Annotated in this window: 13 protein-coding genes; 6 read left to right on the top strand and 7 right to left on the bottom strand. The window is 63.1% G+C overall.

The window, feature by feature from the left end; genetic code table 11:
• Positions 1 to 134: 134 nt before the first annotated feature.
• From ACSQ3L_RS11415 to ACSQ3L_RS11405, 3 genes are all read right to left on the bottom strand, one after another.
• The gene (locus tag ACSQ3L_RS11415; RefSeq protein WP_436160033.1) at positions 135 to 500 is read right to left on the bottom strand and encodes a hypothetical protein; all 366 of its coding nucleotides are present in this window, start codon (positions 498 to 500) and stop codon (positions 135 to 137) included.
• Between the two features lie 215 nt (positions 501 to 715).
• On the bottom strand, positions 716 to 949 hold the full coding sequence (locus tag ACSQ3L_RS11410) for a hypothetical protein (RefSeq protein WP_013529962.1): 234 nt from the start codon (positions 947 to 949) through the stop codon (positions 716 to 718).
• A gap of 38 nt (positions 950 to 987) precedes the next feature.
• Complete coding sequence (locus ACSQ3L_RS11405; RefSeq protein ID WP_436160032.1) at positions 988 to 1,290, bottom strand: hypothetical protein; 303 nt, start codon at positions 1,288 to 1,290, stop codon at positions 988 to 990.
• A 233-nt stretch (positions 1,291 to 1,523) separates the two neighbouring features.
• Between ACSQ3L_RS11405 and ACSQ3L_RS11400 the strand changes: the two genes are divergently transcribed.
• Together ACSQ3L_RS11400 and ACSQ3L_RS11395 are read left to right on the top strand one after the other, a co-directional pair.
• The gene (locus tag ACSQ3L_RS11400; protein WP_436160031.1) at positions 1,524 to 2,240 is read left to right on the top strand and encodes a response regulator; all 717 of its coding nucleotides are present in this window, start codon (positions 1,524 to 1,526) and stop codon (positions 2,238 to 2,240) included.
• Positions 2,237 to 3,643 carry an ATP-binding protein gene (locus ACSQ3L_RS11395; protein ID WP_436160030.1) on the top strand — a complete coding sequence of 469 codons (1,407 nt, stop codon included), beginning with the start codon at positions 2,237 to 2,239 and terminating at the stop codon, positions 3,641 to 3,643. The genes ACSQ3L_RS11400 and ACSQ3L_RS11395 overlap by 4 nt, the downstream gene beginning before the upstream one ends.
• Here ACSQ3L_RS11395 and ACSQ3L_RS11390 read toward each other — a convergent pair.
• A complete protein-coding gene (locus ACSQ3L_RS11390) occupies positions 3,640 to 4,683 on the bottom strand; it encodes a cupin domain-containing protein (RefSeq protein WP_436160029.1) in 1,044 nt (347 codons plus the stop codon). The two genes, ACSQ3L_RS11395 and ACSQ3L_RS11390, sit on opposite strands and share 4 nt — an antisense overlap.
• 66 nt (positions 4,684 to 4,749) lie before the next feature.
• Here ACSQ3L_RS11390 and ACSQ3L_RS11385 point away from each other — a divergent pair, with 66 nt between their 5' ends.
• From ACSQ3L_RS11385 to ACSQ3L_RS11375, 3 genes are read left to right on the top strand one after another with little or no spacing between them, the layout of a single operon-like run.
• The gene (locus tag ACSQ3L_RS11385) at positions 4,750 to 6,945 is read left to right on the top strand and encodes a molybdopterin cofactor-binding domain-containing protein (protein WP_436160028.1); all 2,196 of its coding nucleotides are present in this window, start codon (positions 4,750 to 4,752) and stop codon (positions 6,943 to 6,945) included.
• A 10-nt stretch (positions 6,946 to 6,955) separates the two neighbouring features.
• Positions 6,956 to 7,408: a (2Fe-2S)-binding protein gene (locus tag ACSQ3L_RS11380; protein ID WP_436160027.1), complete on the top strand. Its 453-nt coding sequence runs from the start codon at positions 6,956 to 6,958 to the stop codon at positions 7,406 to 7,408.
• Positions 7,405 to 8,010, top strand: coding sequence for a hypothetical protein (locus tag ACSQ3L_RS11375; RefSeq protein ID WP_436160026.1), 606 nt, complete (start codon positions 7,405 to 7,407; stop codon positions 8,008 to 8,010). Before ACSQ3L_RS11380 ends, ACSQ3L_RS11375 begins: the two co-directional genes overlap by 4 nt.
• Positions 8,011 to 8,170: 160 nt before the next feature.
• On the opposite strand, the gene choV is transcribed toward ACSQ3L_RS11375, so the two are convergent.
• The 3 genes from choV to ACSQ3L_RS11360 all read right to left on the bottom strand — a co-directional run bounded on the left by choV (position 8,171) and on the right by ACSQ3L_RS11360 (position 11,262).
• Positions 8,171 to 9,352 (bottom strand): choline ABC transporter ATP-binding protein, encoded by a 1,182-nt coding sequence (choV, locus tag ACSQ3L_RS11370; protein WP_436160025.1) that lies wholly within the window; start codon positions 9,350 to 9,352, stop codon positions 8,171 to 8,173.
• A complete protein-coding gene (gene choW, locus ACSQ3L_RS11365; RefSeq protein ID WP_111543714.1) occupies positions 9,349 to 10,203 on the bottom strand; it encodes a choline ABC transporter permease subunit in 855 nt (284 codons plus the stop codon). The genes choV and choW overlap by 4 nt, the downstream gene beginning before the upstream one ends.
• 123 nt (positions 10,204 to 10,326) lie before the next feature.
• Complete coding sequence (locus ACSQ3L_RS11360) at positions 10,327 to 11,262, bottom strand: choline ABC transporter substrate-binding protein (protein WP_436160024.1); 936 nt, start codon at positions 11,260 to 11,262, stop codon at positions 10,327 to 10,329.
• A 237-nt stretch (positions 11,263 to 11,499) separates the two neighbouring features.
• On the opposite strand from ACSQ3L_RS11360, the gene ACSQ3L_RS11355 reads away from it, so the two are divergent.
• Positions 11,500 to 12,111 (top strand): thymidine kinase, encoded by a 612-nt coding sequence (locus tag ACSQ3L_RS11355; protein WP_436160023.1) that lies wholly within the window; start codon positions 11,500 to 11,502, stop codon positions 12,109 to 12,111.
• Positions 12,112 to 12,215 lie beyond the last annotated feature (104 nt).

The following is a 12,215-nucleotide window of genomic DNA, read 5'->3' as shown; positions in this document are numbered from 1 at the left end:
ACCGACAATTTGCGTAAGCGACGTGACCGCTATTCTGGCACCGGCGAAAGCGGTCGTCCATTTTGATTGACGCGCAAAGCCGATGTCCGGCGGGTGCGGCCATTCACATCATGTGGGAAAGTGTCGGTTGCCGTTCAACGGTCCTGACGACCGAACATGCGACGGCTGGGAATCTGCCGCGCGGTCGCGGCGGACGGCATATCGGGCCGAAAGCGGGCTCCACCCGCATTCGCCCGGCGTTCCAGCCATGCCGCGATCGGCCATGCGAGGACGCAGATCAGCGTCGCGCCTGTTAGCACGATCAGCAGCCAGGTCTGTGCCGGCGTGATGTAGTCCCAGTTGGTGGAGATCGCCGGTGCAAACAGCGAAGGCTCGGTGCGTCCGCTGGCCGGATCGGGCACCGGGCTGGCGGTAAACAGGATGATCACCCTGACGACGCCGGTTGCAACCAGGCCGCCAATCACCATCGAGCGCAGAATGGACGAAAGCCGCTTCTTCATGCGGATTGCCCTACACGGCCGGCGTTGCAAACGGGTTAAGCGTCAGTCGAGGCGGAAGCTGCCGGCAGCACGCTTCGACCAAACATCGATTGGACCCGTCAGCCGCTTCATCGCCAATTCAGGGCTTCAGCGGTTGGGACAGGAATAAGGCCGCTCCAACCGAAACCAGCTGGAGCGGCCTTGATCGAAAGGCCGGCATGTTATGCCGGACCTGATTACGTCTTCGGCGCGTCCTTCTTGACGGCCTTCTCGGCAGCCTTCTTGTGCTTCTTGACGGTCTTCTTGACGACCTTCTTCGGAGCAGCCTTGGCCGGAGCGGCAGTAGCCGGAGCGGTGGTGGTGGAAGCAGCCGGAGCAGCGGTCGTGGTGGCAGCGGCGTTGCCGAGAGCCGGCATCGCGAAAGCGAGAGCGACGGCGAGACCGGTTGCGGAGAGGATGGACTTTTTCATGGCTTCATTTCCTTTTTGTGCGGGTCGAGTTTCTGATGTCACTGAACCGGGTCGTTCGGTGTCACCCCAAGCAACTTCAAAGCGTTGGCGAGCATCCGGATGCCCTGCGCCTGTTTCTTGGCGGCGCAGTACCGGTTGCCCTTTCTCTGAAGTGCCCTTGCCGCGGTGACCTGCGTTGCCGTGGCGTGGGTTTCGAGGGCTTCATCAAATTGGTGGCTGAGATTGGCGCACCGTTCGCTCCGGGTTGTGAGCGTCGCCTTTGCGTCCGATTGTCCGACAGTGGCAGTGGCCAGGCCAAGGCCCAGCAACGCACCCAACAAACTGATCGACAACCTTGGCATCGGTTTATCCGTAAACCCGGAGACTAGCGTCGCAGCCGATGACCTGACCGCCACGAGATCAGTTATGCCTTTGAAATTTTTCAGGAGTTTTTCTGAACTGTAGAATTTTGTTTCTGGATTGTGTCTGAGAAAGCCGGTGTGAACCGATCATCGCCACTGGCCAACATATGGCCTGAATTCTATCGTGTGGGTTGCGACAGAAGGGCTTGGCAATCAACAATGACAGGGCTGCTGTGAAATCCGACGCACACATACTGATCGTCGACGACGACAAGGGCATCCGCGACCTGCTGCAGGAGTTCTTCCAGAAGCGGGGCCTGCACACCTCGGTTGCCGCCGACGGCGTCGAGATGGAGACCATCCTGCGCCGCGCGCAGGTGGATCTCATCGTCCTCGACGTGATGCTGCCCGGCAAGAGCGGGCTGGAGCTGTGCCGCGACCTGCGCGCCCAGTTTTCGACACCGATCATCATGCTGACCGCCGTCACCGAGACCACCGACCGCGTCGTCGGCCTGGAGATGGGCGCTGACGACTATGTGCCGAAACCCTTCGACCCACGCGAGTTGCTGGCGCGCATCCGCGCCGTGCTCAGGCGCAATGGCGCCGCAGAGCCCAAACGCGCCACCAGCAAGCAGATTTACCGCTTTGCCGGCTGGACGATGGACTGTTCGCGCCGCCGGCTGACGGCGCCCGACGATGTCAGGGTCGAGTTGACCATGGCCGAATTCAACCTGCTGCAGACCTTCGTCAAGAGCGCGCAGCGCGTATTGACCCGCGACCAGCTCATCGAACTGTCCGGCGGCGACAGCGACTATTCCTTCGACCGCAGCGTCGACATCCTGGTCAGCCGGTTGCGGCGCAAAATGGAAGACGATCCCAAAACGCCAAAACTGATCCTCACCGTGCGCAGCGGCGGCTACCAGTTCCTGCCCGAGACGACCTCCGAATGAGACGTTTCCTGCCGCAGACCTTGCCTGTCTGGGTGCTGCTGATCGTCATTGCCGGCCTGCTGATCAGCCAGGTCGCCACACTCTACATCGTGTCGCGCGACCGCGCCGCCGCCAACGGCGTCGTCGACCTCTACCGGCTCAACGACCGTGCCTTCTCGCTGGTGCAGCTCATGCATGACGCCAGTCCGGACGAGCGCAAGGCGACGGCGACCGGCCTGTTCAACTCCACCTACGCGCTCACCGTTTCGGACACGCCGGCGGTCACTTCGTCGATCGCCGGCGACGACGAACTGGCCGAACTCGAAGACATCCTCGTCGGCCGGCTGTCGAAATTCGGCATCACCGATGCGCGCGTGCGGCGCGATCCGGCGACGCGCGAGGCCGACGACGCCACCGGCATGGCGCCGGGACCCGACATCGGCCAGGTGGAGCGCGACCTTCTGGTGCTGGCAGCTAACTTTGCCCAGAGCGACAAGCTGACGGCGTCGCTGCGCTTCGCCGATGGCCAATGGCTGAACTTCACCGAGCCGATCACGCCCGTCGGCCCAATCCTGAGCTTTGACAGCCTGCCGCTCTATTCGCTGATCGCCGGCCTGGTGGTGATCATGTCGATCTGGTCGCTGCGCCGGCTGACGGCGCCCTACCGGATGATGGAAACCGCGGTGAACCGGATCGGCAAGGATCTGAAGAGCCCGCCGATCGCCGAGAGCGGCAGCCGCGAGGTGCGTGCCGCCGCCAAGGCAATCAACGCCATGCAGGCCCGGTTGCGCGAATATGTCGAGGACCGCGAGCATCTGGCGGCGGCACTGGCGCATGACCTGCGCACGCCGATGACGAGGATGCGCCTGCGCCTGGAGCTGTTGCGCAAATCGGCGGTTCGCGAGGCACTGGCGCACGATCTCGCCGATGTCGAGAGCATCGCCAGCTCGGTGATCGACTTCGCCACCTTCGAGGTGACGGAGGAAAAGAACGAACGCATCGACTTCTGGTCGCTCGTGGAATCGATCGCCGACGGCTATGAGGACGTCTCGTTCGACGACGATACACGCTCGCGCGGCCTGATCTGCATGGCGCGGCCGGTCGCGCTAAAACGCTGCGTCACCAATCTGGTGCAGAACGCGGTCACCTACGGCAAGAAGGCGCATCTGTCCCTCCGCCGGTCCGAGAACATGATCCTGCTCACCATCCGCGACGAAGGGCCTGGGATACCGCAGGCACAGATCGACGCCGTGTTCGGCTCGTTCGTGCGCCTCGAACAGTCCCGCAACCGCCAGACCGGCGGTCTCGGTCTCGGCCTGACCATCGCCCGCAACATAGCGCGTGCCGCAGGCGGCGAGGTCAGCCTTTCCAACAACCCGGGCGGCGGCCTACTGACGCAACTGCGCCTGCCATTGGCGGCTTAGGCCTTGCCTGCGCCAATCCACCTAGAAGGTGCCTTTTCATCACTCGTCGGCCCAGCCCGGCGAAAAGCTGCCGGCGTGGTATTGAATTGCGCTTTGAATGCACGGGTCAGCGCCGCCTCCGAGCCATATCCGATGGTCGCTGCGATTTCACCGATCCTGGCGACGCCGGCGCGCAGTTGGTCTGCGGCAAGATCGAGCCGCCACGCGGCCAGGTAGCGTAGCGGCGTCTGGCCGACGACTTCCGAGAAGCGGGCGGCGAAGGCTGAGCGCGACAACCCGGCAAGGTCGGCCAGCGCCTCGACTGTCCAGCGCCGGGCCGGCTCCTCGTGCATTGCCGACAGCGCCCGACCGATCGCGGGGTCGGCCAGACCGCTCAGCCACCCGAGATTGCGCGGGTTCCTGGCACCCCACTCGCGCACGGCCTCGACGAACAGCAGATCCAGCAGTCTGGCGATGGCGATGGCCGAACCGAGTTTCGGATACCGGGTTTCCTCGACGAGGAAATGGCTGGTCAGTTTCATCCATTCCAGAGGCTTTCCAGATTGCGCCTCGATATGGATAAGCGCCGGCAGAACCTTCAGGAGCTTGGGAGCCAGTACGCCAGCGAAGGAGAACCGGCCGCAGACCACGTGTGTCTGCTCACCGCCACCGCCGAACGCATATGCGGAACCATGCCGGGTGGTCGCATTCGTCAATGCTTGGTCCGCCGGAACGGGATTCAATGCCGGATCGCTGCACAGCACGTGGCCGGCCCCCAGCGGTAGGATGACCAGATCACCTGTTTCGATCCGGATGGCGTTCCCATCATCCGGCTTTAGCCATGCCGAGCCGCGCTCTACGATATGGAAATGCGACACCGGGCGGCGAAAGCTTAGGCTCCATGGCGCCGAGAAGTCGTTGGCGCAGACGAACTCTGCACGCATGCGCACAAGGGAAAGAACGTCGGACATCGAATCCGGAATACCGCCGACCTTCGGCATCTGTCCCCCTTCCGTCATCTTGCGTGGACGCTGGGCAAAGAAATCGAGCGCCCAAGCCATAGATCGCGCTTTCGTTTGAGAACTACACTGCCACACAATCAAGAGCGACTGTGGAGCGAAACGCAAGTGGCAGCTAGCGAAATCGAAGACGTGTCCGACAAGATGCGCGGTGTAGGCAGGATGTCGCGCCGTAGCTTTATGGTGGCGGCAAGCGGCCTGCTGTTGTCGGCAGGCGCGCAGGTCTGGAGCCGGCCTGGCGATCCGGTGTTGCAAAACGCGTGGCTGCGGGTAGCGCCGGACAACACGATCCTCATCATGATTTCGCAGTCGGAGATGGGGCAGGGCATTTCGACGACGCTTCCTGTCGCTTTGGCCGACGAACTCGGCGCGGACTGGTCGAAGGTCAAGACCGAGTGGTCGCAATTCGACCCTGCCTATCGCCATCCACAATATGGGTGGATGTTCACCGGCAATTCTGAATCGAGTTCGACCTTCTATCCCATCATGCGCACCATGGGCGCTGCCGCCCGGGAGATGCTGGTTCAGGCGGCCGCCGCCCAACTCAAGGTCGACGCTGCGTCGCTGCAAGTGCGAGACAGCACAATTATCGACCCTGCTTCGGGCCGATCGGTAAGCTTCGGTGACGTGGCGGAGAACGCTGCCAGGCTGCCGGTACCGAACAGCCCTGCGTTGAAACGCGATTCAGACCTGACGATGATCGGCAAGCCGCAGCCGCGGCGCGACATTCCACCCAAGGTCGACGGCAGCGCCATCTTCGGCATCGACGTCAAGGTGCCGGGAATGGCGGTGGCCGCGATCCGGCGGGCTCCTGCGCAGGGCGGCAAACTCGCGAGCTACGACAAGGCCGGCATCCTGGCGCGACCAGGTGTGATCGCCGCAGTCGAGATCGCATCGGGGCTTGCGGTAGTCGCCGACCGCTACTGGACGGCTAAGCGCGCCTTGGATGAAGGCGGGCTCGTCTTCGCAGAGGGGCCGCTAGCAGGCTACTCGACGGAGAGCCAGAGGGCCGACCACATGGCGCGATTGAAGACCGGGGACTTCGCGGTGAAACGCAGCGACGGCGACGCCAGGGCAAGGCTGGCGGACGCTTCTCGCATGTTTGAGGCCATCTACGAGATCCCCGCCCAAGCGCACGCGACCATGGAGCCGATGAACTGCACCGCCCATGTCGCGGCGGATCGCTGCGAGTTGTGGGTCCCTACGCAAGGCGTGGAAATCACTCAAGCGGTCATCAAGGAAATGACAGGCTTCAGCGACAGTCAGATCGTCATCAACCGCACCTTTCTAGGGGGCGGGTTCGGGCGGCGGCTGCTTGCGGACTTCGTGCGCATCGCCGTCCAGTTGGCCAAGGCCGTGAACAGGCCGGTGAAGGTGATCTGGAGTCGCGAAGAGGACTTCGCCTACGACGCCTACCGGCCACCGATGACGCATGCGGTCAGCGCCGCTCTTGGCGCGGATGGCTTGCCCTCCGTCATGATGCACCGCGTCGTCTCGCCATCGCACATGCTCTACGTGTTTCCGCGTTCGGCGCTCCAGGCACCGCCGCCCTGGGATCGGCCGATCGCCCCACCACGCGACTACGACGCGATGGCGGTCGAGGGAGTTCACCTCCCGCCCTACGCAATCGCCGACTATCATGTCGAACAGAATTATGTCGAAACGCCGCTCCCGGTATCGGTGTGGCGCACCACAGGTCACGGACCGAACAATTTCGTCCTGGAAACCTTTCTCGACGAACTCGCGCACGCCGCCGGCAAGGATCCACTGGACTATCGGCTGGCTCTCGCCCGCAACGATCCGCGCGCCGTCGCGGTATTGCAGGCCGTGGCGGCGATGTCGGCTTGGGGGCGACCCGTTCCGAATGGCCAGGGCCGCGGTCTGGCGCTGGCCAAGGCGTTCGGCGGCTATGCCGCACAGGTCATCGACGTTTCTGTCGACGGAAAGGACATCCATCCGCTTCATGTCTGGACCGCGCTCGACTGCGGCAAGACACTGGACCCTGGGATCGCCGCCGCCAATGTCGAGGGCGGCGTAGTCTGGGGTCTTTCGGGGCTTCGCACCGAAGTGACCTTCAAGGACGGTGCGGTGCAACAGACCAATTTCGACAGCTTCGATCCTGTGCATCTCTGGGAAACCCCGAAGATCGAGACCCGGTTCGTCGAAAGCGGCGCCAAGATCGGCGGCACGGGAGAGCTGGGTCCAGTGCCGACGCATGCCGCATTTTGCAACGCAGTGTTTGCCGTGGTCGGCGAGCGCATTCGCGCGCTGCCGCTGACGCGGCATGGCTACAGGCTGGTTTGAGGAGACCTCGATGATCAAGCTCACCGTCAACGGCAAACCAGTCGATGCGACTGCCGATCCTGACACGCCCTTGTTGTGGGTACTGCGCGACGATCTCGGTCTGACAGGCACCAAATATGGCTGTGGTATCGCTGCCTGCGGCGCCTGCACGGTGCATGTCGACGGCGAGGCCGTGCGCTCCTGCTCCTACCCGCTGGCAGCGGCCGAGGGTAGCACCATCACGACCATTGAAGGCCTTTCACTGGACAGATCGCATCCCCTGCAGAAATCGTGGATCGACCAGCAGGTGCCGCAATGCGGCTACTGCCAGTCCGGAATGATCATGGCCGCTGCGGCGCTGCTGAAAGAAAAGGCCGTGCCATCCGACGCAGACATCGACGCAGCCATCACCAACATTTGCCGGTGCGGCACGTACCAGAGGGTCCGGCAAGCGATCCACCGGGCGGCAGGAGGGCAGGGATGAAACGTCTTGAACTGCTCGGTCCGACCATCGTGTGCCTGGTGGCGATAGGACTGTGCGCCTCGCTCGTATCGCGGGCCGTGCCCGAAGCAGTGGCAAACGACGGTCGCAACGTCTCTCTAGCGGCGTTCGCGCGCATTGACGAGGTACTGACCAGCCCGCGTTGCCAGAACTGCCATACGCTAGGTGGCTTCCCCCGCCAGGGTAACGATCGGCATCCGCACCTTTTCAATGTCATGCGCGGCCCGGACGGTCATGGCGCGAGGGGCTTGGCTTGTGCCACTTGCCACGGCCGGGCCAACAACGCGGCGAGCGGAGTACCCGGCGCAGACGGCGACTGGCATTTGGCCCCGCTAGCCATGGGCTGGGAAGGACTGACGCAAGCCTTGCGGTGCGCCCATCTCAAGGACGCGAGCCGCAATGGCGGACGGAACGGCGCCGCGGTCATCGATCATCTCAAGACCGCGCTGGTTGCGTGGGCCTGGCAGGCAGGCGGTGATGCTCGCAACCGTCCGCGAACGCCGCCGCCAGTCCCCTATGACGAGTTCCTCAAAATTGCCGAACTCTGGATAAATTCCGGCGCCGCGTGCCCTGAGCCGAATTGAGCAATCGCTCGTTGGCCAGCCCGAGCCACACGCCCGAGACGCATTCCCCAACCTGGACCAGGAGGTATTGAGCCACTGCGCAATCATGGACCACCGGTTCAATCTCCACACTGCGGTCGGGTTAGCTTCACCCGCGCTATGAAACCCGGAACAAAGGCAACTACCTTCTCAGCACCGCGCTCAGCACGTCGCGGATGCCGATGGCGCCGACGAAGCGCGACTGGTCGTCGAACAGCGCCACGGGCGCGGTCTGCGAACGGTGCATGGCCAGCATCACGGTTTTCAGCGAAGTGCCCGGATTGGCCCAGAACACTTGCGCGGCTTCCTCCGATTGGGCCTCGACATCGGCGCAGGACATCCACACCGCCGGCTTGCCGTCGCGTTCGGCCGCCGCCACCAGCCCGTGATCGTCGATCTTGAAGCGCGTCGTCTTGCGCCGGTCGAGCCACACCCAGCCATTGTCGCCGTGCTCGAGGTCGCGGCGGTCGCGCATCACGTTCCAGGCGGTCAGCACCGACAGCGGGTTCACATTGGCGATGAAGTCGCGGACATAGTCGTTGGCCGGCCGCAGCACGATGTCTTCCGGCGCGCCGGTCTGCACGATGCGGCCGCCCTCCATGATGGTGATGTGGCTGCCGATCTTCAGCGCCTCCTCAAGGTCATGGCTGACGAAGATGATGGTCTTCTTCAGCTCCGCCTGCAGCTGCAGCAGCTCGTCCTGCAGCTTGGTGCGGATCAGCGGATCGAGCGCCGAGAACGGCTCGTCCATCAACAGGATCGGCGCCTCGGTGGCGAAGGCCCGCGCCAGGCCGACGCGCTGCTGCATGCCGCCCGAAAGCTCATGCGCGTATTTCTTCGACCACTGGTCGAGATTGACCAGCTTGAGCTGGCGATTGACGCGCTCCTTGCGCTCGGCTTCCGGCACGCCGGCGAGTTCGAGGCCGAGGCCGACATTCTCCTCCACTGTGCGCCATGGCAGAAGGCCGAACTGCTGGAACACCATCGCCACCTGCTTCTGCCGCAAGCGCCGCAAGGTCGCTTCGTCGCAGGTGACGACGTCGACGGTCTTGTCGCCATCCTTGACCAGAACCTGGCCGCGCGACACCACGTTGAGCCGGTTGACCGCCCGCAACAGTGTCGACTTGCCCGAGCCGGACAGGCCCATCAGCACCGAGATCTCGCCCTCGTTTACGGTCAGGCTGGCGCCGGCGCAGCCGAGCACATTGCCGGTCTTTTCGAGGATCTCGGCGCGGCTGGCGCCGGCGTCGATCATTTTCAGCGATCCGGCCTGGTCGGCGCCGAAGACGATATCGACGTTCCTGAAATCGACGGCGACGGTCATTTCTTGCCTCCCACGCCGATGCGCGTCATCCGGTCTAGCACTATGGCGAGCACAACGATGGCGAGGCCGGCTTCAAGCCCGAGGTCGATCTTGCGCGAACCCAGCGCCCGGTTGATTTCGGTGCCGAGACCGCCGGCGCCGATCAATGCGGCAAACACCACCATCGACAGCGACAGCATGATGGACTGCGTCAGACCGGCCATGATGGTCGGCAGCGCCGAGGGCAGCTCCACCTTCCACAGCAACTGGCTCTTGGTGGCGCCGAACGCCTCGCCTGCCTCGACGATCGACTTCGGCACCGAGACGACGCCGAGATGCGTGAGACGAACCGAGGTCGGGATGACGAAGATGATGGTGACGATGAGGCCGGGCGCGTTGCCGAGACCGAACAGCGTCAGCACCGGGATCAGGTAAACGAAGGTCGGCAACGTCTGCATCAAGTCGAGCACCGGCAGCATGATGCGGTAGACCTTCGGCTTGTGCGCAGCCCAGATACCGAGTGGCACACCGATGGCCATCGAGGCGGCGGCAGCGGCTACCACCAGCACCAGCGTCTCCACCGTCTGCTTCCAGAGGTTCTGGTTGAGGATGAACAGCAACCCGAGAAAGACGGCCACCGCCAGGCCTCTCGATCGCTGCAGATAATAGGCAAGCAGCGCAATCAGCGCGATGAGAAGGACGGGCGGTACCAGCAGCAGCGTGTCGACCACTCCGTCGAGCAGGAAATTCAAGCCGCCGGAGAGGCCGCGGAAGAAGGTGTTGAAATTGTCGGTAAGGAAGGTGAAGAATGCTTTACCCCATTCGCCTATGGGGATCTTATAACTGACAAAGAATTTTGAAATCGGATCCATCTTGCCCCTCTTTGACAGTCGCCGTCCTTGCCGGACGGTCATCTTGTCACAGGATATGAAAAAGGGCAGCCCTTTCTACAGTGACTGCCCTTCTTGATCGGTCACGCCGAGCGCAAGACCGGCTCAGCTTCCGAGCGCAGTCTTCACGGCTGCAGCCGCGTCGCCGCCATCGAAAGTGGTCACGCCGGCAATCCACGGGGCAACCGCGTCCGGATGCTTCTTCAGCCAGTCGGTGGCGGCCGTGTTGGCGTCGGCGCCCTTGAGGATCGCGTCCATCATCTCGCCTTCCATGTCGAGATTGAACTTCAGGTTGGCGATGAACTTGCCGGCATTCGGGCACTCGGTGGTGTAGCCCTTGCGCACATTGGTATGCACGGTGGCGGCGCCAAAGCCGCTGTCGCCCATGCCATCGAGATAGGTGATCTTCATGGCACCCATCACCGGATGCGGCGTCCAGCCGAGGAAGGCGATCCATTCATTGTTCTTCATCGACTGCTCGGCCTGCGTGAGCATCCCGGCCTCAGAGGATTCGACCAGCTCGAAGCCTTCGAGATTGTCCTTCGGGTTCTTGATCATGTCGAGGATGATGCGGTTGCCGTCATTGCCGGCCTCGATGCCGTAGATCTTGCCGTCGAACTTGTCCTTGAACTTACCGAGGTCGGTCAGCGTCTTGACGCCGGCGTCCGCCACATAGGTCGGCACGACGATACCGTAGCCTGCGCCACTGAGGTTTTCGCTGATGGTCTCGACAGAACCGTCGGCGGTGTAGTCCTTGATGTCGTTGGTCATCGACGGCATCCAATTGCCGAGGAACACGTCGAGGTCCTTGTTCTTCAGCGACGCATAGGTCACCGGAACCGACAGCTGGATCGTTTGCGGCTCATAGCCGAGCGCGGTCAGCAGCACCGATGCGACGCCGGTCGTCGCCTGGATGTCGGTCCAGCCGACATCGGAAAGGCGCACCGCCTTGCAGCTCGCCGGATCGCCGGCAAAGGCAGCGCTGGTGGACAAAAAAGCCGCCAGGCCGAGGCCGGCGACGAAAGAGTTCATACGCGACATAGGTAGTCTCCCATTGTGATTCTTTGGCGAAGCGTCGTTACGGTTTCTCTGCCCGCCTTGTTTCGTCAGCCAAACACCATTCTGGTGTGGTTTCAAGCATTAAGGCAATCACGATCAACGGCGCGAGCTGGCCAATCAGCGACACAGCTGGCGCTTTTGTCTGGCCAGGCGGCTTTTTCAGGGGAATGCCGCCGTGGCCCCTCCCCGCACGACACCAAGTCGGCTTAAAAGAACGGCATGGCAAAGCTCTACTTCCACTATGCGACGATGAATGCCGGCAAGACGACGATGCTGCTGCAGGCGTCGTACAATTATCGCGAACGGGGCATGGGCACGATGCTGTTCGTGGCCGGCCACTACCGCAAGGGCGATACCGGCCTGATCTCGTCGCGCATCGGCCTGGAGACGGAAGCCGAGATGTTCCGCGACGGCGATGATCTGTTCGCCCGCGTTGCCGATCACCACGTGCATACGGCTGTCCATTGCGTCTTCGTCGACGAGGCGCAGTTCCTCGAAGAGGAGCAGGTCTGGCAACTTGCCCGCATCGCCGACCGGCTGAACATCCCGGTCATGTGTTACGGCCTGCGCACCGACTTTCAGGGCAAGCTGTTTTCCGGCTCGCGCGCGCTGCTGGCCATCGCCGACGATTTGCGCGAAGTGCGCACCATCTGCCGCTGCGGGCGCAAGGCGACGATGGTCGTGCGCCTCGGCCCCGACGGCAAGGTGGCACGCCAGGGCGAGCAGGTGGCGATCGGCAAGGACGTCTATGTCTCGCTCTGCCGCCGCCACTGGGAGGAAGAGATGGGCCGAGCTACGCCCGACGATTTCATCGGCTTCATCCAGGGCTGACCGCCCCTGCGGCCTCGATCATGGCCCGTGCAGCCGAATCGCACATCCTCCCAAATCCCGCCACGATGCAGCGTTTGTTAAGGCCGAAGCCTTACAAGGCCAAC

Origin of the sequence: Mesorhizobium sp. LjRoot246, assembly GCF_964254115.1 — a bacterium.
Classification (GTDB): Bacteria; Pseudomonadota; Alphaproteobacteria; order Rhizobiales; family Rhizobiaceae; genus Mesorhizobium.
The sequence above is the reverse complement of the archived record's forward strand: the minus strand, read 5'-3'. Positions and strand labels throughout refer to the sequence as shown.

What these genes read in the sequence shown, in the direction of transcription:
- ACSQ3L_RS11375 (WP_436160026.1), top strand. Translation starts at nt 7,405, where the DNA reads ATGAAACGTCTTGAACTGCTCGGTCCGACCATCGTGTGCCTGGTGGCG.
- ACSQ3L_RS11380 (WP_436160027.1), top strand. Translation starts at nt 6,956, where the DNA reads ATGATCAAGCTCACCGTCAACGGCAAACCAGTCGATGCGACTGCCGAT.
- ACSQ3L_RS11415 (WP_436160033.1), bottom strand. Translation starts at nt 500, where the DNA reads ATGAAGAAGCGGCTTTCGTCCATTCTGCGCTCGATGGTGATTGGCGGC.
- ACSQ3L_RS11395 (WP_436160030.1), top strand. Translation starts at nt 2,237, where the DNA reads ATGAGACGTTTCCTGCCGCAGACCTTGCCTGTCTGGGTGCTGCTGATC.
- ACSQ3L_RS11355 (WP_436160023.1), top strand. Translation starts at nt 11,500, where the DNA reads ATGGCAAAGCTCTACTTCCACTATGCGACGATGAATGCCGGCAAGACG.
- ACSQ3L_RS11390 (WP_436160029.1), bottom strand. Translation starts at nt 4,683, where the DNA reads ATGGCTTGGGCGCTCGATTTCTTTGCCCAGCGTCCACGCAAGATGACG.
- ACSQ3L_RS11360 (WP_436160024.1), bottom strand. Translation starts at nt 11,262, where the DNA reads ATGTCGCGTATGAACTCTTTCGTCGCCGGCCTCGGCCTGGCGGCTTTT.
- ACSQ3L_RS11410 (WP_013529962.1), bottom strand. Translation starts at nt 949, where the DNA reads ATGAAAAAGTCCATCCTCTCCGCAACCGGTCTCGCCGTCGCTCTCGCT.
- ACSQ3L_RS11405 (WP_436160032.1), bottom strand. Translation starts at nt 1,290, where the DNA reads ATGCCAAGGTTGTCGATCAGTTTGTTGGGTGCGTTGCTGGGCCTTGGC.
- choW (WP_111543714.1), bottom strand. Translation starts at nt 10,203, where the DNA reads ATGGATCCGATTTCAAAATTCTTTGTCAGTTATAAGATCCCCATAGGC.
- choV (WP_436160025.1), bottom strand. Translation starts at nt 9,352, where the DNA reads ATGACCGTCGCCGTCGATTTCAGGAACGTCGATATCGTCTTCGGCGCC.